The sequence below is a fragment of the Paenibacillus sp. BC26 genome (genome assembly GCF_900116125.1).
Taxonomy (GTDB): Bacteria; Bacillota; Bacilli; order Paenibacillales; family Paenibacillaceae; genus Paenibacillus_Z; species Paenibacillus_Z lignilyticus.
The window spans coordinates 1,076,929-1,098,519 of sequence record NZ_FPAD01000002.1 but is presented as its reverse complement, the minus strand read 5'-3'; the positions used below and the strand labels follow the sequence as shown (position 1 = coordinate 1,098,519).

General features: G+C 51.7%; 18 protein-coding genes and 1 pseudogene. 17 read left to right on the top strand and 2 right to left on the bottom strand.

The window, feature by feature from the left end:
* The first annotated feature begins 46 nt into the window (after positions 1-46).
* Positions 47-1,195: an acyltransferase domain-containing protein gene (locus tag BM412_RS21045; RefSeq protein ID WP_091222766.1), complete on the top strand. Its 1,149-nt coding sequence runs from the start codon at positions 47-49 to the stop codon at positions 1,193-1,195.
* Positions 1,196-1,647: 452 nt separating this feature from the next.
* Here the strand turns inward: BM412_RS21045 and BM412_RS21040 are convergent, their stop codons facing one another.
* A complete protein-coding gene (locus BM412_RS21040; RefSeq protein WP_091222765.1) occupies positions 1,648-3,723 on the bottom strand; it encodes a copper amine oxidase N-terminal domain-containing protein in 2,076 nt (691 codons plus the stop codon).
* 206 nt (positions 3,724-3,929) lie between these two features.
* On the opposite strand from BM412_RS21040, the gene BM412_RS21035 reads away from it, so the two are divergent.
* The 3 genes and pseudogenes from BM412_RS21035 to BM412_RS32585 all read left to right on the top strand — a co-directional run bounded on the left by BM412_RS21035 (position 3,930) and on the right by BM412_RS32585 (position 7,035).
* On the top strand, positions 3,930-5,678 hold the full coding sequence (locus BM412_RS21035; protein WP_091222762.1) for a class I mannose-6-phosphate isomerase: 1,749 nt from the start codon (positions 3,930-3,932) through the stop codon (positions 5,676-5,678).
* Positions 5,569-6,549, top strand: a pseudogene (locus BM412_RS32590) (ROK family protein); the annotation flags it as partial. The gene BM412_RS21035 and the pseudogene BM412_RS32590, both read left to right, overlap by 110 nt.
* Before the next feature lie 99 nt (positions 6,550-6,648).
* A complete protein-coding gene (locus BM412_RS32585) occupies positions 6,649-7,035 on the top strand; it encodes a nuclear transport factor 2 family protein (protein WP_256256501.1) in 387 nt (128 codons plus the stop codon).
* 68 nt (positions 7,036-7,103) lie between these two features.
* Here BM412_RS32585 and BM412_RS21025 read toward each other — a convergent pair whose 3' ends face one another.
* Positions 7,104-8,615 carry a peptidase G2 autoproteolytic cleavage domain-containing protein gene (locus tag BM412_RS21025; RefSeq protein ID WP_091222757.1) on the bottom strand — a complete coding sequence of 504 codons (1,512 nt, stop codon included), beginning with the start codon at positions 8,613-8,615 and terminating at the stop codon, positions 7,104-7,106.
* Between the two features lie 173 nt (positions 8,616-8,788).
* Here BM412_RS21025 and BM412_RS21020 point away from each other — a divergent pair, with 173 nt between their 5' ends.
* The 13 genes from BM412_RS21020 to BM412_RS20965 all read left to right on the top strand — a co-directional run bounded on the left by BM412_RS21020 (position 8,789) and on the right by BM412_RS20965 (position 21,455).
* The gene (locus tag BM412_RS21020; RefSeq protein ID WP_177245992.1) at positions 8,789-9,442 is read left to right on the top strand and encodes a formylglycine-generating enzyme family protein; all 654 of its coding nucleotides are present in this window, start codon (positions 8,789-8,791) and stop codon (positions 9,440-9,442) included.
* A 257-nt stretch (positions 9,443-9,699) separates the two neighbouring features.
* On the top strand, positions 9,700-10,389 hold the full coding sequence (locus BM412_RS21015; protein ID WP_256256483.1) for a phosphotransferase: 690 nt from the start codon (positions 9,700-9,702) through the stop codon (positions 10,387-10,389).
* Positions 10,365-10,595, top strand: a complete 231-nt coding sequence (locus BM412_RS32580) for a hypothetical protein (protein ID WP_256256482.1) — start codon at positions 10,365-10,367, stop codon at positions 10,593-10,595. Before BM412_RS21015 ends, BM412_RS32580 begins: the two co-directional genes overlap by 25 nt.
* 34 nt (positions 10,596-10,629) lie before the next feature.
* Positions 10,630-11,100: a GNAT family N-acetyltransferase gene (locus tag BM412_RS21010; RefSeq protein WP_256256481.1), complete on the top strand. Its 471-nt coding sequence runs from the start codon at positions 10,630-10,632 to the stop codon at positions 11,098-11,100.
* Positions 11,101-11,113: 13 nt separating this feature from the next.
* Positions 11,114-11,830 carry a hypothetical protein gene (locus tag BM412_RS21005; protein ID WP_091222746.1) on the top strand — a complete coding sequence of 239 codons (717 nt, stop codon included), beginning with the start codon at positions 11,114-11,116 and terminating at the stop codon, positions 11,828-11,830.
* A gap of 88 nt (positions 11,831-11,918) precedes the next feature.
* Positions 11,919-12,836, top strand: a complete 918-nt coding sequence (locus BM412_RS21000) for an SPL family radical SAM protein (protein WP_218163167.1) — start codon at positions 11,919-11,921, stop codon at positions 12,834-12,836.
* Positions 12,829-13,644 (top strand): class I SAM-dependent methyltransferase, encoded by an 816-nt coding sequence (locus tag BM412_RS20995; protein ID WP_177245972.1) that lies wholly within the window; start codon positions 12,829-12,831, stop codon positions 13,642-13,644. The genes BM412_RS21000 and BM412_RS20995 overlap by 8 nt, the downstream gene beginning before the upstream one ends.
* A 137-nt stretch (positions 13,645-13,781) precedes the next feature.
* Positions 13,782-14,321, top strand: a complete 540-nt coding sequence (locus BM412_RS20990; RefSeq protein WP_091222738.1) for a sigma-70 family RNA polymerase sigma factor — start codon at positions 13,782-13,784, stop codon at positions 14,319-14,321.
* The gene (locus BM412_RS20985) at positions 14,314-15,657 is read left to right on the top strand and encodes a DUF4179 domain-containing protein (RefSeq protein ID WP_091222736.1); all 1,344 of its coding nucleotides are present in this window, start codon (positions 14,314-14,316) and stop codon (positions 15,655-15,657) included. The genes BM412_RS20990 and BM412_RS20985 overlap by 8 nt, the downstream gene beginning before the upstream one ends.
* A gap of 175 nt (positions 15,658-15,832) precedes the next feature.
* On the top strand, positions 15,833-17,368 hold the full coding sequence (locus BM412_RS20980) for a stalk domain-containing protein (RefSeq protein ID WP_177245970.1): 1,536 nt from the start codon (positions 15,833-15,835) through the stop codon (positions 17,366-17,368).
* Positions 17,369-17,398: 30 nt separating this feature from the next.
* Positions 17,399-18,316: an aminoglycoside phosphotransferase family protein gene (locus BM412_RS20975; protein WP_091222731.1), complete on the top strand. Its 918-nt coding sequence runs from the start codon at positions 17,399-17,401 to the stop codon at positions 18,314-18,316.
* Positions 18,317-18,365: 49 nt separating this feature from the next.
* A complete protein-coding gene (locus tag BM412_RS20970; protein WP_091222728.1) occupies positions 18,366-19,400 on the top strand; it encodes a phosphotransferase enzyme family protein in 1,035 nt (344 codons plus the stop codon).
* 450 nt (positions 19,401-19,850) lie between these two features.
* A complete protein-coding gene (locus BM412_RS20965; RefSeq protein ID WP_091222725.1) occupies positions 19,851-21,455 on the top strand; it encodes a copper amine oxidase N-terminal domain-containing protein in 1,605 nt (534 codons plus the stop codon).
* Positions 21,456-21,591: the final 136 nt, after the last annotated feature.

The following is a 21,591-nucleotide window of genomic DNA, read 5'->3' as shown; positions in this document are numbered from 1 at the left end:
GTGCGGGATGCCGAAGCAGCGCCGCGCTATAGGGGGAGAAGCAGGAATGAACGGGCAAGGGCGACAAATGATTCAGAATGAATTGTGGTTTCTGCAAGATGAAGCGCTTCGGGAGGCGAATCTTGTTGCTGAGCTTCCGGATGAGGCATGGAAGGCTTTGCAGCAGGCAGCGGTTAATGTAAGGCAGGATGAGAGACTGAGTGCGCTGGCCGTGCGTGGGCTTCGACTGCTGTTTTCGGATGAGGCCGGCGAGGCCGCCGACGGAGAGACGTTCTCCGGCATTCTTGCCGAGATGGGTGAAGGAGCGGAGCTGTATCAGCCGCTTATCCTGCTTAGCGGACTGAATCGGCTTCAAAGACTCTACGCGGAGCGAGGAATTCCGCAGGAGATTCTGAAGCATACCCTCAGCGACATGGCGCTGTGGATGCGCGATTACTACGGCCGGCACAGTCGCTGGGGACTTGGCAACGAGTGGCTCGTAAACCACATGTCCTTCCGACTGTTCCGGGTCGGAAGGCTGCAGTTTGAGCGCGGCCGCTTCGGCAGCGGCAGGCAAGTGCTTCGCCACCTCGGCACCAGCGAGGTGGTCGTCTTGGCAGAGAGCGGCATCCGCTTCCGCAGCGATGGTCTAATCGACGGCACGAATGACCGCTTCGATGAAGCGGGAGCATGGGAAGCCGTGCTCGAAGTCGGCGAGGGAAGCATTCGCGGACACCGCATTACGGATGGCGGCTTCGCCGTTCGTCAGCCGGAGACGTTCCGCACCGACGAGTGGGAGATCGTGCTGCGCGCCGGCGATCCTGTTCTGGATGTCCATATTGCTGCCGATGGCAAGATGGATCACGCACAATGCTTGGAATCCCTACAAGATGCGGCAGTGTTCTTCAAGCGGTATTTTCCGGAGGAAACTCGTCTTGCATTCGTCTGCACATCGTGGCTGCTGGATCCGCAGTTCGAGCAGCTGCTGAGCGATTCCGCGAACATCGTCCGTTTCCAGCGCGAGTTCCGGCTCTATCCGGTAGGCGGCGACGGCAAAGAAGGGCTGCGCCGAATCTTCGGCACTTTGTACGACGATTGGACGCAAGCACCGACCGACACGTCGCTTCGCCGCGCCGTCCTGGGGCATCTCGCGAAAGGCGGCGCGCTGCGGGATATGGGCGGGTTTATTTTGATGGACGATCAGGCGGCTGAATAAACTAGGTTTATAGAGAAGCTGTCCCGAAAGCAAGACTTTGGGGCAGCTTTTTGGTTTGACTCGGGAGTTTGCGGAACCATGAGAGAACTATCGACGCGTGGCGAGATTCTGGGGAAGCTGTTCCACAGAAGTAGGGGAGCAATCAAGCAAAATGCTGCATGAAATGCAACATTCTCCCCCGCAGAGTGGGCAAGACAGCTAAATGTTGCTAGAAAGGCAACATTTGGGATTAGAACAGATGCTAGGAGGCTTGTTTGGCCGAAAATGTTGATATCAAGGCAACATTTCCTTCGCCAGCCTCCCTATTCGTCTGAAATGTTGCGTAAATGTCAACATTCCAATGTAAGATAAGAGGTGTCCGCCTGATAAAGTGGCAAAATAAAAATGCCGCACCACGAAGTTACTTCGTGGTGGGCATTTTTTATGTGCTGCCTGCTGTAGGCCGTCGGCTGCTATTGACGAAGCTGCGGCATTGGCAGGAACGTCATGTTAATCGGCAAGTAGCTGCCGGATGCGAGCGTGAAGACAATGTCGAGCGTTTCCGCTGCGGCACCGGTGCGGTAGAGCACGGCCGTTTCATTTTGCGTCAGGAGCGCGCTGTCGGTCGTAACCGGCACGAGTTTTCCGTTGACGATGAAAGCCCCTGCATAGTGGCCGCCTCTGGCATTGATGCCGACAATCGTGTTCGGCGCGACTTGCACCTTCATTTTGTACAAGACGCCGAAGTTGCCGAAATCGTATTCGAGCAGGCCGGTCATCTCGTCAATGCCATCCACGAGCTTGTCGATCTTGCTGTCTCCGAGCAAGATACTCTGCGGCTTCGCGCCGACCGGCTCGGAGGTGCTCAGATCGATCACACGGTCGGCGTAATCGAACGTGCCGCGGACATGCTTATTGTCGCGTGGCATAACCGTTAGGGAATCGATAATCGGCAGCGGATCTTGTTTGTCTTGGACGACAACGATCCGGTAGCGAATGTTTGTCGTCGAAACGACGTCTGCATAAGCAGAGAACACATCCCCCGGCTTAACCGGCACATTCGACATCTCTGGGAGCAGTATCTTGGATTCGCCCGGAGCAAGTGTCACGTAGGAAGCCGGTACATTTTTTGTGAGTGCATCCATGTAGCGGATCGTGGCCATTTTGCCGGCCATAATGGTGGATTTGTCCGGTCCACCCTTGCCCCATGCGCCGACGCCGACGGATGCTTGGCCGGTGCTGCTTGTGTTAGTCGCGACTAGGTACATTTTCAGCGGGTAGCCTGCTCCGTTCTCGTTATAGAAGAGGAAGCGGGTTGCGCCGGAAAGCTCCGTGTCGTAAACGAGACCAGTCGTCATCCAACGTTCAGGACTGTTGCTGTGTACAAGTCTTGCCGGTTCATTCGTGTAAGTATAGGAAAGGGTCGGGTAGTTGCGCACAGCCGTTCCATCCATCGTATATTTGCGTCCCACCGGAGTGAAGAGCAGGTTAAACTCATCTTCCGTATACAAGATTTCCGGGATGACCGTAATCATCTTCGTTACGGTGCCGATCAATTGCTCGCCATCTTTGACTTCAAGCGTGACCGGGAACTGGCCTTCACTGAAGAATGCAGGGGAATTTCCCGTGAATTTAGCGGAAATGATGTCATTGCGGTCATCGGTGCTCAGATCGGTATACGTGACAGGCTCTCCGATGCGATACGTCGTTTTATCCGTTGTAAAATCAGCTACCGGCGGCTGGTTCGGCATCTGCACGTTAACCGTAACGCTGAATGGCTCGCTCCATACGCCGTTCTCGCCTTGGATCCAGTGGGTTACGACATGCATGCCGGCTTCCTGGAAGATGGACTCTCGTCCTTCCCAGCGCTCATGGGTGTTCGTTTCATCCACTGCGGTCGGGACGCCGTTCACCAAATAATCCACAACCGTTTGCTGTGCGAAAATTTCAGTAGGCTGCACGGTGAATTCCGCAGATGGCGGCGCTGCCCAGCTAATGACGGTGTCGATACCGCGCGGTATAATGCGGCTTCCGGTCAAATTCGACCACATGCGAAGCGGTACCATGAGCGAACCTTTCAAGATGAAGGTTGGACCCGGTCCCTTGATCGATTCGCCGTTGCGTTTAATAATGTCGCTGCCCGGCTTGAATCGAAGCTCGATGTCTCCGGCCTTTGCGATGGATTCTTTTGTCTTCGCGTCATAGGACAGCTTGTAGCCGAATGGCCCGGCAATTCCGTTCAGCGCGGCATAAGATGAGCCGTTCTTGATCGTTAACGGCTGAGCGGCTTTCAGCGGCTTCTTGTTGAACAGCATCGCGGTGCTGTTCTTCTTCAGCACAAGCTCGTTGTCCGGCGTGAGCGTGCTGCTGATCGGTACGGCAATCACAATCGGATTAGCGGTCGTTGAGTCGCCCGTCGTCGTAGTAGTTGTTGGTGCATCGGTCGTAGATACAGGTGCATCGACCGTTCCTTCCGCGGATAGCGGCGCAGTTTGAAATAAAGTTAGTAGTGCCAAAGTACAGACAACATAGTGCTTAAGTGGTTTCATACGCGACTCCTTCTCTATTTTGAATCGATAATTTAGATGACCACTGTTTAAACGACTATATTTACCAGAAAGTTGCGATGCTTGGAAAAGAAAAATAGAAATTCGAAACGGAATCTTCGGGAGCCGGTTCGGCTTACTGCTTATTTGTGTTAAAATAGGTGAAAAAATCCGGTGGGCTGTAGACGCAAGAAGAGAGGGAGTTAATCATGAAGTCGGGATACAACAAGGAACCGATTGTGACGATTCAGGGCTGGGAGCATGAGGCATGGTCGGGTTATGAAGCAATCGGAAATACAGTACGGGAAGCCATCTCGGGCAAAAGCAAATCGAAAACCGTTGTCGTCGTGGAATGCTACCCCGGCGTAAGACAGGAGGAAATTCTGGCAGGGCTGTCTGCGGCATGGACACCTGCACTTATCATAAAAGCAGAAGATGCGGCGCTGGAGCCCGGCGAGATTGACCGCAAGGTCGAGCGCTATATGACGGATGACCGTGTGTTTGGGTATATGACACCTTTTCGTATGGAAGAATGCTATGATGCGGACAAGCTGCAGCAGCTTCGCGACGACATCGATGCTGCAGCGTCAGGGGTCGTTGTCGTAATCGGCTTCGGCGCAACGCTTGTGACAAGCGGCGATGTGCTGCTGTACGCCGACTTGGCGCGCTGGGAAATTCAGCAGCGTTATCGCGCGAAGACGTATAGTAACTGGAGAACGAACATTGTGGAAACGGATATTCTCCGGTTGTACAAACGCGGATTCTTCTTCGAATGGCGGATGGCGGATCGACTGAAGAAAACGCTGCTCGGCGGGATCGATTACTATCTGGATACGAATGCGGCGGATGCTCCCAAGATGGTTTCCCGGGAAGCTTTGTTTGCCGGTCTTGCCCAGACGGTCAGTCAGCCGTTTCGGCTTGTGCCGTATTTCGATCCCGGCGTATGGGGCGGAACTTGGCTGGAGGCCAACATCGACCTGCCGAAACGGAATCACCCGTATGCATGGGGGTTCGATGGGGTGCCTGAGGAGAACAGCTTATATTTTCAATATGGTGCGCTTCGGCTGGAGCTGCCTTCGATTAATTTGGTCTTCTTCGAATCCATTAAGCTGCTGGGCGATAAGGTGTACTCGCGTTTCGGGGCTGAATTTCCGATCCGATTCGACTTCCTCGATACGATCGGCGGTCAGAAATTAAGCTTGCAGGTGCATCCGACGACGGAATACATTCGTGAGCAGTTCGGTATGCCGTACACGCAGGATGAGAGTTATTACATTCTGGAGGCGGTTCCCGGCGCGGAAGTGTACTTGGGGCTGCAAGACAACGTGGATTCGGAGCAAATGATGACGGATTTGCGCAAGGCACAGCAAGGTGACTTTACGTTCCCGGCCGAGAAGTACGTGAATGTGTATCCGGCTGCCAAGCATGATCATTTTCTCATTCCGGCGGGGACGGTTCATTGCTCGGGTGAGGGCTGCATGGTGCTTGAAATTAGCGCGACGCCTTATATTTTCACCTTTAAGCTGTGGGATTGGGATCGTCTCGGACTGGATGGCAAACCGCGTCCTGTCCATGTGGACCATGGGGAGAAGGTCATTCAGTGGGAGCGGACGACGGAGTGGGCGAAGAGCTGTGTCGGCCGAATTGAACTGGTGGCGGAAGGCGAAGGCTGGAAGGAAGAGCGGACGGGGCTGCATGATCTGGAATTTATCGAGACGCGGCGGCACTGGTTCTCCGCACCGGTTCGCCATGAAGCAAACGGCAGCGTGCATATGCTGAATTTGATCGAAGGGGAAGAGGCGACGGTGGAAAGTCCGGACGGCGCGTTCGAGCCATTCGTCATCCGTTATGCGGAAACGTTCATCGTTCCGGCTTCTGTTGCGGCCTATACGATTCGTCCAAGCGGTCCAAGCGTTGGCCGGACAATCGGCACGATTAAAGCATTTGTCAGAGCATAGGGAGGCGGTCGTTATGAACCCGGGTGGCGTCATTCTGGCATTTGATGTTGGCGGTACGCAGATTAAGGCAGCCGTCATGCGGGACGGTTCCATCATCGAACAGACGATTGGGCAGTATGAGGCAAAATCGGACTTGGGGGCGGATGCGATCCTGGCGCATTTCATTGCGATTGTGCAGGATATGCTGAAGCGGGGCGGGCTGGACGAGGTTGAGGAACCGATTATCGGCTTCGGGCTTGCATTCCCCGGCCCTTTCGATTACGAGAAGGGGATCTGCCTGATCCGCGGGTTAGGCAAATTCGAGTCTCTGTATGGCCTTTCCGTCGGAAAGCTGCTCGAGGATAAGCTGCGTGCGAACGAAGGACTGCGGAGGCGGCTGGCGCCGAAGTTCCGCATTGCTTTCGAGAACGATGCCGCGTTGTTTGGACTTGGCGAGATGGCCGGCTCCTCGGAGGGTGGTCAAGGGAAGCAGGGGCGAGAGCGGGCGGTGTGTCTCACAATCGGGACGGGACTCGGCTCCTGTTTCTTGGAGAACGGCCGTCTTGTGAAGCATCGCGCAGATGTGCCGGCTAACGGCTGGCTGTATCAGACGCCTTATCGCGACGGAATAGCCGATCAGTATATCTCGAAGAACGGCGTGCTGCGACTTGCGAGGGAGCTGGGCGTATTGGCGGACACCGAAGGTGGCAGCGGTGTGCGGGAGCTGGCGGAAGCCGCGCTTCGCGGAAGTAAGCCGGAAATCGAGCTGTTCGAGGCGTTTGGCGCGCGGATGGCTGAGATCCTGTCGCCGGCGCTGCGGCAGTTTGACCCGGATGTCGTCGTCCTTGGCGGGCAAATCTCGAAGAGCGGCAGCTTGTTTCTCGAGGCCTTCCAAGCGGGGCTCGCAGCCCAGCGGCTGAAGGCGCAGGTGCGTATCAGCCGAGATACATTCGCGAGTACGTTTAGAGGCATCAATGAATTTATAAAGGGGATGATTGCGTTGAATAAGGAACCGCTTAAAGAGAAGGCTGCGATGTTTTTGAGCCTGGTAGCCTCGGGGAAGGTGCGCGAGGCCTACGAGCGTTATGTAGGGCCGGACTTCCGTCATCACAATGCCTACTTCCGTGGCGATGCGGAATCGCTCATGCTGGCAATGGAAGAGAATGCCGCTCTGAATCCTCGCAAAACCCTTGAAGTCAAACGCACCATCGAGGAAGGCGATAGCGTGATGGTTCACTCCCATGTGAAACAAAAGCCTGAAGACCTGGGAGCTGCCGTGGTCCATATTTTTCGTTTCGTGAACGGCCGCATCATCGAGCTGTGGGATTTAGGTCAGGCGATACCGGAGCATTCGGTTAATGAGAACGGCATGTTCTAGCTGGATTACCGGGTAAAGAAAAACCGCCAATGGATAGGCGGTTTTTTGCTATGTCCACAAATGCGCCTCTAATAGCGGTTGCCCAGCAGCACCAATATCTGATTCGGGCGCGTTCTTCTCAGCACATAGTACCCTTTGTCTGCATGAGTGGCGATGCCATTATCGTTCGGCGCGCATAATCCGCCGGGCTGGCAGGAACCGTCATCGCGCACCAGCAGCTTGCCAATCATGCCGACAGCTACCCATTCCGGACGGCTTGACCGAGGCACGTAGTCTTGAAGCGGATCCCAATCAGGATTTAATATAGGCTGACGTTCTGTGCGTCCGGGCGAGAGCAATTGGCCGGATGCATCCGGCCGTACCGGAATTCGTACATTCTGATAGAGGGTCCGTCCCCACTCATCGGTCATATATTTGCGATGCCAGCCGAGTTCGGCATTTCCGGATAGAAAAGCGGGCTTGCTGCTGGTAATGCCTACGATATAGGGGTCCGCAGAAGCTGCGATGCGAACCTTATCTCCTTCTAAGGCTAGGAAATAACCCGGTTCGATCGGCTTTCCGTCAGAGGTTTCAAACATCTCCGCATAGTCGGCAGCAGGACTGCTCACCGTTCCGTCGATTTTCACATCGCCATTGCTTAATATTTTCGCTGCCAGACCGGGTGCTTGCTCACTTAATCCATTAGCCAAATACCACGAGTAAGTCAGCTCATTGGCTGAGCCGAATTTCCCCATAATGTGAACCCCTTCCAGCAGGTTGGTGGAAGTGTTCAGCCCTTCGGCATGCGAAAACATGCCGTCAGCCACCGTATTAACCCCTTGAGCATGCGAGGAAAATCCGCTTGCGGTCGTTACAGCGCCTTCCGCGTGCGAGGATTGTCCGCTTGCAACGCTTTGGTTGCCCTCGGCATGGGAGACATCGCCGCTTGCAACTGTGCTCTGCCCTTCTGCATGTGCGAACATGCCGGCTGCAAGGTTCAGGTTTCCTTCCACATGCGATGCTCTCCCGCTGGCGGTGTTGCTTTCTCCTTCGGCATGCGCGCATTGTCCGGTAGCGAACGTCTCCATTCCTTCGGCATGAGAATCCAAGCCGGAAGCTTGGGTCAACTCCCCTTCGGCATGCGCATTCATCCCGTTAGCTATTGTATTCATGCCCTCCGCATGCGAGCGGTCACCGATCGCCTGTGTCACTTCACCTTCTGCATGCGAATAGATGCCGGTCGAAGTCGAGCCGCCGCCTTCCGCATGTGAAGCGGGACCGATTGCAAGATTAAAGTAGCCCTCCGCGTGCGCGGCAAAACCGCTTGCAACGGAGAGAAACCCTTCCGCGTGCGAAGCCTCATTGGTGGTAGCCGTTTCTCTGCCTTCGGCATGCGAATAGATTCCATCAGCGAGTGTACTTCCGCCTTCCGCATGGGAGGCAGGTCCTTGAGCCGTATTGGCATATCCTTCAGCGTGAGAGGCAAAAGCACTCGCCGTTGATTGGAATCCTTCCGCGTGCGAGGCGTCTCCGCTTGCTAACGTATCTGAACCTTCAGCTTCGGAGCATGTCCCCGTTGCTTGTGCATTACATGGCGCCATGTTGCAACATCTCCTTTGGTAAGACATAATGAGGGTGAATCTATTTCCATATTATTACATGAACGAAAATATGATTGGATGCTAGAGTTCTTTTTCTGAGCGTATATAGAAATGAGTCACCGTGGGAGGAACGCAGTGTGTCAGCCGATAGACGGAGAAGTATCGAGATTGCGATGGTGGAGATTCCTGCGGGAGAAATCGAGCTAAGGGACGACCGGGTGAAAAAGAAATGGAAAGCAGAGGTTAAGCCCTTTCTGCTTGCGCGATATCCGGTAACGGTGGGGGTGTACGGTGAGCTTGCAGGGGACGCAGCTGCTCCTCCGGATGGCGATTCGAGGCTGCCGGTGGTCAACGTCTCTTGGCTGGATACCGTGAAGTTCTGCAACCTGCTGTCGGAGAGAGAAGGACTGCAGCCTTGTTACGCTATGCGTTCCTCGGGTGACGTGGAATGGAATGGGGACGCGGACGGTTATCGGCTTCCTACGGAAGCGGAGTGGCAGTATGCGTGTAAAGCAGGGACGGCCGGTTATCGGTACGGCGAGCTTGATCGGATTGCTTGGTACGCGGATAATGCCGGCGGTAACGTCCATGAGGCAGGTGGAAAAGAGCCGAACGCATGGGGATTGTACGATATGTTGGGCAATGTGTGGGAATGGTGCTGGGATCTCTATGATGAGGAAGTGTACGGCCCTTATCGGATTTTTCGAGGCGGGAGCTGGGCCGAAGAGGCCAGAGGCTGCGGAGCCACCTGCCGCCGCCGCAGCCACCCGACCTTTTGCATCGATGACCTTGGATTTCGCCTGGCCCGATCTATTGCGACAAGGTGAATAGGCGGATTACTCCAGCAAAAAAGAGGTCGAAGTGGGACACATAAGCGGATATACCGCTTAAGATGTGGCACAATCGCCGAAACCAGAGTGAATTCGCCCATTCGGGCCGCAGTAAATAGCTATTCCGCTCTCCGCTGCCGCTGAGAGTTTGCAATTGGAACTCTCGGCGGCGAAATCGCCTAAAGTTCCAGCTGAGAGTACCAAAATGGAACTCTCAGCACACCAAAACAACCATCTACCCAGGAGGTTCGGCTATGACAACAGACCATCGGCTTCAGCAGCTTTTTGATGAACCCATTGAACAAATTACGGTTCTTGATCCCGGTTATTCCGGGCATGCGAGCGATGTTTGGCTGGTGAAGACCGCAGCGGGGGAATGTGTCGTACGTTCATCCAGATTGAAGGATGCGCCGACCCATGAGTTTTGGTGGGGGTGTTACGATTTATTCGGGATTGACCCCAGAAGTATGCATCACTTCGCGGCGAACGCCGCAATGCTCGGTACGATTGCAGATATCCCGGCACCGCGAATACATAAGCATCAGCTCATCGAGGGCAGAGAATATCTCGTCGTCGAGAAAATGAACGGGCAGACTTTCGGGTCGTTCGCCACGCAATCCGACGCGTTTCTGCATCAGTTGGGCACCTGGTTGGCTCGCGTGCATGAGCGGCGTTACGACTATTATGGCAACCTTGCCGGGGATCCAATTGGACGGCTGGAATCCTTCCATACTCACTTAGCACGTACTATGCAGCAGCTCGTTGAGCTTGATTGTACGAATGATACGAAGATAAAGGATCAGCTTGATGCGATGCTTCATGCACTTGACGTGCTTCCGGTACCTGCTCATTTCTGTCCTATTTTTATAGATCTGGATTCGTCGCAGTTCCTCATGCTGAGGGCATGTTGTCCGCGATCGTGGATGTTGAAGCTTATGCGGTAGGCCCGCGCGAGCTTGATTTTGTCGGGTTGGAGTATGTACTTGATGAGCGAGCTGCCATTCCTTTCCTCGAAGGTTATGCCACCGTCCTCGCCCCGCCGGATCTAACTGATTATCGCACCGTCTATCGTTATTTCTATCGCCTGTTAGGCGTGCAAGGATCGGTTGATCTGGATCTATGGCTTGCGCAGCGGGCATTATTTCTCTAAGGTTTTTATAGTAAGCTATTAGCGAGGTGAGCGTTTGCGGATAAGAAGCATGTTTGATACGGATTGTGAGAGGATTCTGAACGTAGCGTCCGATTGGTGGGGAAGCAGTTATTCGAGTGATTTATTCTCCAAATGGTACATCCATCATTTCGGCGACACCTGCTTAGCAGCGGAAGAGGATGGAGAAATGGTCGGATTTATAATGGGCTTCTTATCGCAATCCCAACCAGATGAGGCTTACATTCGTATTGTAATGGTTCATCCCGATTGGCGTGGGAGAGGCGTCGGCAGGGCGCTTTATAAGGGCTTCTTCGAAGTTGCGGAATCGCTCGGAAGAAAAATCGTTCGCTGTGTTACGGCGCCAACGAAAAAAGAATCCATCGCCTTCCATACTCGGCTGGGTTTCAGCATCGAGCAGCAAGAACAAGAGCTGGATGGGGTTCCTGTTTATATGAACTATGATGGCCGTGGCGGTAATAGAGTCGTATTCAAGAAGTTGCTCTGAGAGGAAAGCATGCATGAAGAAAAAGAAGACAAGCAGAGACATCATCTATGTCAGCCAAATGCATTCGAATAATTGCTTCTACTCGCATGGGATAGAGTTTCATGAGTTTATGATAGGTATAAATCCCAGACCGGAGAACCTGATTCTGCTCCAGCATCAATTCTCGAATGCGCAATGGAATCCGCACACTCGATTCGATTATGTGACTCGGGAAGAGCTGGATGAGTTGATCGGGGATGATGTTTATGGGTATGGAGATTTTTGTTGGGTGGATATAGCACGAGAAGAGGAATTGGATGCATTAAGCAACGATCAAATAGCGGAATTATTATTCTTCGGGCATCTGGCAAGACCGTTGCAACAAGTGCCAAAAGCGAGATTCGCATATTACGCTCATGATGATGGGTGGTTTAACAAGCTATATGTAACGGACTTGCACGATTATGAAATGCTTTTGGCCAACGTTATCGTAGAGAAGCTTCGGAAGCTAACCGGCGGAAAGTTTGGCGCTATTCCGAAGGAAATCGCAACAGCGCTATTGGAATCTACCAGAGATGGATTATTCATCGACTTGTCCAAAACGATCAAGGATGCAGCCGAATGTAAGATTCCCCTTACAGCGGTTGGTCACTTCACGGATATGGACACAGTCTATGGCTTGCGAGATGGAATAAGCGAATATAACGCTTGGTTGGTCTATTCCAAGAAGGTTTGGAAGCTTGTGAAATAATCAGGTTGAAATGATATCCACTTCCCAGAAACAAGAAGAAATGTTATTATAAAAAAAGGAACAGATGTTCCCTTTTCGCTGTCTGAAGGTGGAGGTACGAAGTAATATGCAAGCTGTCGAAGCCAAGAGTATCCTAATTCCCAATAAGTACCCGGCCGGTTGGTTTGGGACTAAATATACCATGAATCTGTATCGCGGCTGCGACATCCAGTGTATCTACTGTGATTCGCGAAGCGAGCGGTACGGAATTGACGAATTTCACAATGTCACTGTCAAAACCAACGCGCTGGAGCTGCTGCGCAAGGAGCTGGCTGCCAAAAGAAGCAAAGAGTCGACGATCGGCACAGGCTCGATGAGTGATCCGTATACGCTGATGGAGCGCAAGCTGTTGATGACGCGGCGTGCGCTGCAGATGATTGCCGAGTTCCGGTTCCCGGTACATATTACAACGAAGAGCAATCTCATCCTTCGCGATTCCGATATCTTGCAGCAGCTAAGCACCAAATATGCCTCCGTTGCAGTGACGATTACGACCGCTAACGAGGAGTTGGCTCGCAAGCTGGAGCCGCACGCGGCATCTTCTTCAGAGCGATTCAGAACGCTTGCCGAACTCGAGAAGCTCGGCGTCATGACGACGATGCTGATGATGCCCATTCTTCCTTACTTGGAGGATCATCTCGATAACATCAATGAGCTTGTCGAGCGGGCGGCCGCCGCGGGTGTCAAACATATCATCGCGGCATTTGGCGTTACGTTGCGAGACCGGCAGCGGGCGTATTTCTATCAAAAGCTGGATGAAGGCTTTCCGGGATTGAGCGATCGCTACAGACGCACGTTTGGCCTCGCCTATGAGTGTAAGTCGAAGAACGAGAAGGAACTGGAGCTCCGCTTCCGGGAAGCCTGCTCTCTGCATGGGATATCCACCGAAATGCCCTATTATCAGCCGCCTGCCGCGGATTCATTCCAACTGAGTTTGTTCGACGATGAGGAGTGCTCCTATGGATGACAAGGACAATGATATTGAGATTGTTCGCAAATTCTACGATGATACGGTGCAGTACGAATGGAATCGGCTCGATCGGCACAAGGTCGAGTTTGAGCTAAGCAAACGTTTTATGAACCGCTATATCAAGCCGGGTGACAGAGTACTCGATCTCGGTGGCGGCCCGGGCAGGTATGCTCTTCATTTGTCGGCGCTTGGCTGCGAGGTGACGCTGGCAGATCTGTCGCCGAACAATGTGAACTTTGCGCTAAATAAAGCAAAAGAGCTTGAACTGCCGCTTGAGGGGGTATGCGTAGACAGCCGCGACTTATCGGGCATAGCGGACGAGCAGTTTGATCATGTGCTTTGCATGGGGCCGATGTATCATCTGAAAGAAGAGAAGGATCGAGCTGCGACCATTCAGGAATGCCTCAAGAAGCTAAAGCCAAACGGTGTCTTATTCGTCTCCTTTGTTTCTTCTTACTCCTTCGTCTGGGATTACTTGATCCGGAACCCGGCGTTTATCCTGGCAGATGATCGCAGAGCTGAGCTTCATATGATGATTAAGGACGCGAATTTTGCCGGACATGGATTCACGGACAACTATTACATCCGTCCCCGAGATGTAGCGCCATTCTTTGAAGCGTTCCAGCTAGAGAAGCTGCATATCATCAACTGCGAAAGCTTCCTGTATCTGCGCGAACCGGAGCTTCTGACGCAGCCGCCCGAAGTGGTGTCGGCTTGGCTGGACTTGGCGGAGCAGGTATGCGAACGCGAGGAACTGTTGAGCTTAGCTGAACATTTCATGTACATGGGCAGAAAGAACGAATAGTGAATCATGACGAGGAGGGCGGCCGATCAGGCGGCCTTTTATTATTCGTATCCGTAAATTTGAAATGGACGAAAACCGTTTGCCGCTCTGCAGAGTCTAACGTATAGAAGAAGCAAAATGGCAGGAGAGGGAAACGCATGGAGGATGAATTGCTGGCCCTTGCAGCTAAACGCGGTGACGATGCGGCCTTCTACAGCCTCATTACGCGACACAAGGATAAAATGTACCGGATTGCGTATTCGTATTTGAAGAATGAGAACGATGCGCTTGAAGCGGTGCAAGAGGTGACTTGCCGGGCGTACATGCAGATACACAAATTGAAGGAACCCGGTTATTTTGGCAGCTGGCTGATTCGCATTCTGATGAACTATTGCGTGGACGAAACCAAGAGACAGGCGCGCCGGAATGAGAAACAGCAGGTGGCAACAGGCGCTGGGGAGCAGCATGTGGCGAGCGGCGAATCGGCTTTGCTGGAGAAAGTCGTGCTGGAATCCGCGGTGGAACGGCTGGATGCCAATTATCGAACCGTCATTGAGCTGAAATATTATCATGATCTGACGATTACCGAAATCGCCAGAACGTTAAGGAAACCGGAAGGTACGATTAAAACTTGGCTGCACAAAGCACTCGGCGGACTGCGGCAGCGGCTGGAGAAGGACGGTGAGCCCCATGAATGAGTTTCGTGATTCGAACGAGCAGGATTGGCCTCAATTGGAGGCGATGAAGGAACAGATTAATCAGATTGTCGTTCCTTCGACTGTCGAGGAGCGGATTAGGAATGGCATGCGGCTTGGACGGCAACGCAGAAGGCGCCGCACAGTAACTAGATTTGCTTCGTACACGGCATGCCTGCTGCTTCTGATCATGGTTGCTTCCGTGCGTTTCTCGCCGGTTGTTGCGGCCTATGTAGGTGATCTTCCCGGACTTCGGTCGCTTGTTGAGCTGATTAATTATGACAAGGGGCTGGAGCTTGCAATCGAAAATGATTTCATGCAACCGGTCGGCCTATCCGAAGAACAGGATGGAATCAAAGTGACCGTGGATGGCGTGCTTGCAGATGAATCGAGGGTGATCGTTTTCTACACCCTGACGAATATGGACGGAAGGAAGCGAGTCGTGAATCTTCAGAAGGTTGACCTGGCGACTAAAGAGCAGATGTCCATCTCGCATGGTTCTTCCGATTTCAGCGAAGAGTGGGTTAGCAAGCAAGGCACGATCGATTTTAATTTCCATAATGGAGCTGAAGTTCCGGATATTCTCCGGCTGGAGCTTAAGGTCGGTAAGGATGAGAAGGCGGTCGCCGGCCTGCCGTTTTGGCAGTTTGCGATTCCTATAGATAAAACCAAATTCGAAGGCTTGAAGGAAACCTACGCGATTAACAAGACCGTTACCGTGGAAGGCCAGCGTATTACCTTTGGAACTATGACCGTTTATCCTACTCGGGTTGGGCTGGAAGTCGCTTACGATCCGGCGAACACGAAGAAGCTGTTCTACTTTGACGATATCCGGATCGAGGATGAACACGGCGAAACGTTCGGGACTATCAATAACGGCGTATCCGGTTCAACCATTGACGAGAACAGGCAAATTCTTTATTTCCAAAGCAACTATTTCCGCAAGCCGGACCGGCTGTATCTGCGGGCAAATAGCATTCGCGCATTGGACAAAAACAAGCTGGAGATTCAAGTGGATCCGGATCAGAAGAAGCTGCTTTCAAGCCCGGACGGCCATCTTACTTTAAAAGATGTCGGCACCAGCAAGGAGGAGGGTCAGCGCATACTTGTCTTTAAACTGATAAACGATAATCCGCTTGATGAGCACCGTCAATACAACCTCTTAGACATGAGTTTCAAGGATGCATCCGGTAAATCGTTTGAATCGAATATGACCGGATCGTCCGGCGATGAGTTCCAATATTTCATCGAGAAGGCGAAATATCAGAGCCCGCTGACGCTCACCATTGTCGATTATCCAACACGAATCGAAGGGGATATTAAGTTGAGAATGAAGTAATCCATTGTTGATAGGCCGCCGGTTATGGCGGTCTTTTTACTTGTTCAGTAACCTTTTTGAAACGTAAACGTCTAAGATCTATGAAGATATCCTAATTCATGGTACTGGAGTGGAGTGGAAGTGAGACATTCCTCGTTTACTAAAGCTGATCGTGCTTGTTTGTATGGCTGGTATAATGATTCCGGTAGGAGCATCGGCGGAAAAAATGCAGGAGCAGCCGATGGCTTTTGGAGGAAAAGGGATTACGAACGTCAAACAGGTTGCTTCAGGATACGCAAGCACGCTTGCGCTGAAGAATGACGGTACGGTCTGGGCATGGGGAGGCAACCTTACGACGCGCCTGACAACGACCGCCGTTCAAATTCCGGGATTATCGGATGTGGAGTCCATTACGTATTCTTCTGCCTATGCGGATACGGCCGCTGCCGTGAAGAAAGACGGGACGGTATGGATGCTGGGGTATTTGCGTTACGGCACTTTCGACGGGGTAACCTATTCGTCCACTAATACGCTATTCACGAGAGTTCCCAAACAAATTGAAGGATTGCAAGACGTGAAAGATATTCAATTCGGTTCCAATGCTGCGTTCGCCCTGAAGAAGGATGGGACGGTCTGGTCATGGGGAAGCAACGAGTATGGAGAATTAGGGAATGGACAAGTGAAAACCCTTGCCGCACCGGCTCTTGTGGCGGGTTTGCCTCCAATTACGGCCATACATAGCGATGGCGTTACAGCTTTTGCAATCGACAAGAATGGCAAGCTTTGGTATTGGGGATCGCCGTATTGGTATTATTACCAGACCGGGAAACAAGCTGTCGTTACGAAACCAAGACTGTTTGATAAGCTTGATCATATCAAAGCAATTACAAGCTCAGGGAGTGCTACCCTGCTGCTGCGATCGGACGGTACAGTATGGTCGTTTGGCGATAATTACGGCGGCGTGCTGGGTAGAAACAAAGATCCGTTGGAAGGGCCACTCCATCTGGAGCAGCTCCCGGAGCTTCAATCGATAGAGGAGCTGTCTTGCAGTTATTTGCAATGTTTGGCGCTCGATCAGCTTGACCACGTATGGGTATGGGGTAATAACTCGTACCGCCAAATTGGAGACGGCTTGCAGCCGCATCGATTTGATCATCCCGTGAAGCTGGCGCATCAGCAGGCCGTGAAGGTTGTCAGCGGCGTTCGGACTTCTTTTCTCATTAAGAAGGATGGTACAGTGTGGGGGGCCGGGTTAAACGGAGAGGGTCAGATTGGCCGTGGAGTGTTAGGCGCATGGGGAGGAGAGGAAAGCTTCGGCGTTCCGCCTTATTCCTATGAACCGTATTCATGGGGGACATTCTCGGTTACAAAATATGAACCCGTATTGGAAGCCCCACGCGTGGTGGTGGACGGGAAGCAAATTGCCATGTGGTCGATGCAGATCGATGGAACCGTATATGCCTCTGTTAGAGGGATTATGGAGTCGCTTGGTTATCGAATGACATGGAATCCAAAGGACAAAATAGCGGTTGCACTAAAGGATGGCAAGGAATTCTCCTTCCATACGGAAGAAACGGGCGGAATTTATAAGAATGGGCAGTCTATCATCGTGGGCAAGGAAGTATACAATGTAAGAGGGGAATTGCTGGCTCCTGTGCGCGAGCTTGGCGCGGCCTTCGGTTGGAGTGCGGTATGGGAACCTGAGCGTTATACAATTTATGTAACGGAGTAGATTGGAGCTAAGTGGAGGAGAAGCCTAACGATGAGCAAGCATTATCAGTTCCGTCAAAATGAAATCGAACCAATCGTGAAGCAGTTTGGGCAAGCGTTCTATGAGAAGGTATTGAGGGATCTCGATACCTTTGCCGAACAATGGTCGCTGAGCGAGCTTCAGCTCATCCCTTCCTACTCTGCGAATCTGGTATTTATATGTGAATCTGCGAGATTCGGAAGCGCGGTACTGAAGATAGGAAGAATTTCTTCCGAAGAGATAAACACGGAATATAACACCTTGCTCCGGTATGATGGCAAACGATTCTGCCATGTTTTTGATGCGGATGTGGTTAGGGGCGTACTGCTTGAAGCGTGCGTTAAACCGGGAAATCCGCTTAGGGAAGTGACCTCGCTTGCGGCAAGATTGGATGTATTCAGCTCGTTGTTCAAAGGCTTACACATAACGGTCGATAACGCGGCGCAATACCCAACTTACGTAGAATGGGTCCGTAAAATAACCGACTATATGAGCAAACGTCAGGATTGCAGTGAATTAGCAGCTTATATGAAGCAAGCGGAAGCGATCTGCTTAACCGTATCTGAGGCGTATACAGGTCAAATGCTGCTGCATGGCGACTTTCACCACGATAATATTTTGCTGGGACAGGATGGTATCTATCGCATTATTGATCCGAAGGGCGTAATAGGCGACCCTGTGTTTGACGTTCCGCGGTTTATCTTAAATGAATTTGATGATGATTATTCGGAAGCAGGTTATGCGAAAATCCGTGAGATTATCGCCGTATTTGAGAAGAAGCTGGGCATTCCGAGCACCATCTTAAAGCAATGCCTCTTCGTCGAGACGGCCATGAGCTCATGCTGGAGCATGGAGGATGGTGCGACAGCTGAGGAATATTGGGAGCTGATCAAACCGGTTGCTTTTGCGGAATCGATCATGAATGGTTGATGGCTTACTTGGATGCAGGTTCAGGTTCTTAGGTTAGGGGGAATTAAATATGGAAAATACCATCACGGACCTCTTTCATCGTCATGGTGTCCTTGCCAGCGCCGTGGAGAGATATGGGATTAGCAGCGACGAGGTCACTTTAATCGGAGGATTTCAAAACTTTGTATACGAGTACGAGCGTAATGGCCGTGCTTGTATTCTGCGCATAACGCCGGGAAGCCGTCGAACGGTCGGGGCGGTAAAGGCAGAGCTGGAATGGATTCGGTATCTGGTGAGCCACGGTATATCCGCTTCGATGCCGATTCCGTCCGCAGCCGGCGAATGGGCCGAAGTCATTGTGACAGCAGAAATGTTCTTTACTGCGGTTTCGTTCGAGAAAGCTTCCGGGCAGAAGGTAAATTATCCGGCGTGTCTGGATGACGACGCGTTATATGAAGCTCTCGGACGCATCACGGGTAACATGCATGCTCTATCGAAGAAGTATAAGCCTGAGGACAGCAGCATCTGTAGGTTGGAATGGCGTCAGAATGATTACTTGAAAGACATCGATATCCTTCCTCCGACACATCAACGCGTGAAAGAGAATTACAGCATGATGGTGGAGAAGCTAAACCAGCTGCCAACGGATCGGGATGCTTACGGACTTATTCATGGGGATATGGGCGTCGGTAATTTTGTCATAGACGGAGCTGGGCGGATTACGTTATTTGATTTTGACGAAGCGCAGTACAGCTGGTTTGTTGAAGATATCGCGATCCAGTTGTACTATCTGGTTTATGTCTATGGGGGCGATGATGGAAGGACGTTAAGAGAGGATCAGGCGCGCCGATTTATGCGTTCTTTTATGAAAGGCTATAGCCTTGAGAACACCTTAAGCGAGCAAGATCTGAAGCAAATTCCATTATTCCTCATGCTAAGAGAGTTGATCGTGTACATCGGATCGTTTCGCAATTATGACGGGGATGAAACGTTCGGCAGCTCGGATAATCAGTGGTTTAAGGATTGGATTGCCGAGAGTCGGATCAGGTTGGAGAATAACGTGCCTATCGTGGATATTTGGTCGTCTTGCGATTCATCATTTTAAAAGTGTGGTTTGGGGCGGGTTTAGGCGATCCGCTCCTAGTAAGGAAATGTTGCATAATAGGCAGCATTCTCGGGGAGATGAGGTCCAAAACTAGATATTGTTGCTCGAAATGCAACAATTGAGCTAAGCTTGGCCATTTTCTCAGCGTAATCGGAAGAAATGCTGCATTCTATGCAACAAATGACTGAAAAACCCTCGTATGGTAGGGAAATGCTGCAATAACAGCAACATTTGCTGACAATCCCAAGCTTGAGATTCTCCTGCTCGCGTTAGCCTCCACCAACGTCCATCCCTCAGGTTGTTCGCGGTAGAACATGTAACCATCCACGATTCGCACTAGTAACACCTCCTACGTCTTGTTTATCCATATTTAGGTATTTACCGCAACATTTCTCAGCTTGAATCGTCTAATGGTCATCCGGCTTAACTACTAAACAGGAGGATGATCCCTTGCTACTTTATAAAAGATTACTCACCGTTCTTACTATGGTTGCGTTAGTTGTAACCATGCTGTTGAGCACCTCCATGTCAGCTGCAGCGGAAGACAGCTCCGGAGCCGTCGATACGTCCAAAGCGAGCGGAATCAAGGTCATGATGAACGGCTATAGGTATGAGTTGAACTCCGCACCACTCGTTTCCAGAGGCAATGTTTACTTGTCCGTACGTGATATGGGCCAGCTGCTTGGTACGATTGTATCTTGGAATGCCGCTGCTAAGCTGGTGTCCATGAAATACCCGGAGCTCTCCGTTAAACTGGGTTATGGCGCCAAGATCGCAACCGTTAATGATCATCAAATCGCCTTAACAGCGCCGCTCCTCAATTTACAGGGACGAATCTATGCGCCGCTTCGTTTCTTCTCAGAGGCTACCAAAGCCGAGGTTGTGTGGGATGCAGCGAGCAAAACCGTTCGAATAACGCGCAAGGATACCTACCGCAAGTTAAATGTGGGAAGTCCGATTTGGTATAACCGCGAAACAAGCGACATTTATATGGCCCGAAATGAGCAATATCCCGTCGTCCTCATTGGTACGTTGGATGGCAGCCTTGTGGGTAATATTTCGGTCAGCAGCGGGGGAATAGGCGGTTCCAACAGCATTCTTACAATAGTGGACCAACACATCAATGAGGAACGTCACGTGCTGTATGATGCCTATAGCCTGTTTATCCAGAACAGCAAGATTGTGAGCCAGAAGAAAGCGACCTACGTTCAGCGATATGAGTCCAATACGACCTACTTCCAAGTGGAAAGACCGGGAGGCTGGCTTCAACGTTCCGTTATGACAGATGGCAAAATCGTGGCCGTATTCGATGAACAAGGTAAAGCGATTAATAATTATGATCTCCCTGCCCTTGTCGGCAAGGATGAGGTATATTCCGTGCTAGCAGTCGGCGATGATTATTTGGTTGTTCGCCCGAATCAAAGCGGACTGCTTACGTTAATCGATTTGAAAGACCATACCACTGCTGTACTGGCGGATAAGCTGCTGGCCGGGGAAGAGCGGACCTACGCCTTGAACAATAAGGTTCCGTATAGCGTCGATGGGTTGAAATATGCCGGCGATATGGGGCATGGGTCGCTGGATTTCTTCTTCTACAGTCCCACCGCTACTACGAATCGCTCTGTTCGATTAACCTACGATAGGCCTTCCTACGAGGAAGAGCGAAACAACCTGCCGAAGCCAAAATCACTCAGCGAATTGGCGGCTGTATGCAGTCCGGAAACCGTGACATCGGTAAGTCTACAAGATGGGGATCTCGTCTATATCCCCTTGAACAGTACCAATAAAGCCGACCACGAATCAATAAACAAGGTCTGCCGCATGCTGAAGAAATTCGTGAAGAGCGGCGTCGAGGGAGCCGCTTCCACTGCTGAAGTCGAGACCTTTTTCCATGGGATGTCGATTAGCTTTGCTGACGGGAGCTATTTGCAAGTTCAAGAAGCGGGGCAGAATAGACTGTCCATAGCAACGGGACGCGGGAAACAGCTAGTGCTGGATGATCTGGAGGCTTATAAGGATTTCAAGAATTTGAAAGTACTTCCGCCGAGTAGCTAACTACCATGATTCCCTGCTGTGGATGCTGAGAGTCTCGAAATTGAACTCTCACAAGCAAACTAACCATGATTCTCCTGCTATGGATGCTGAGAGTCTCGAAATCGAACTCTCAGCAAGCAAACTAACCATGATCCTC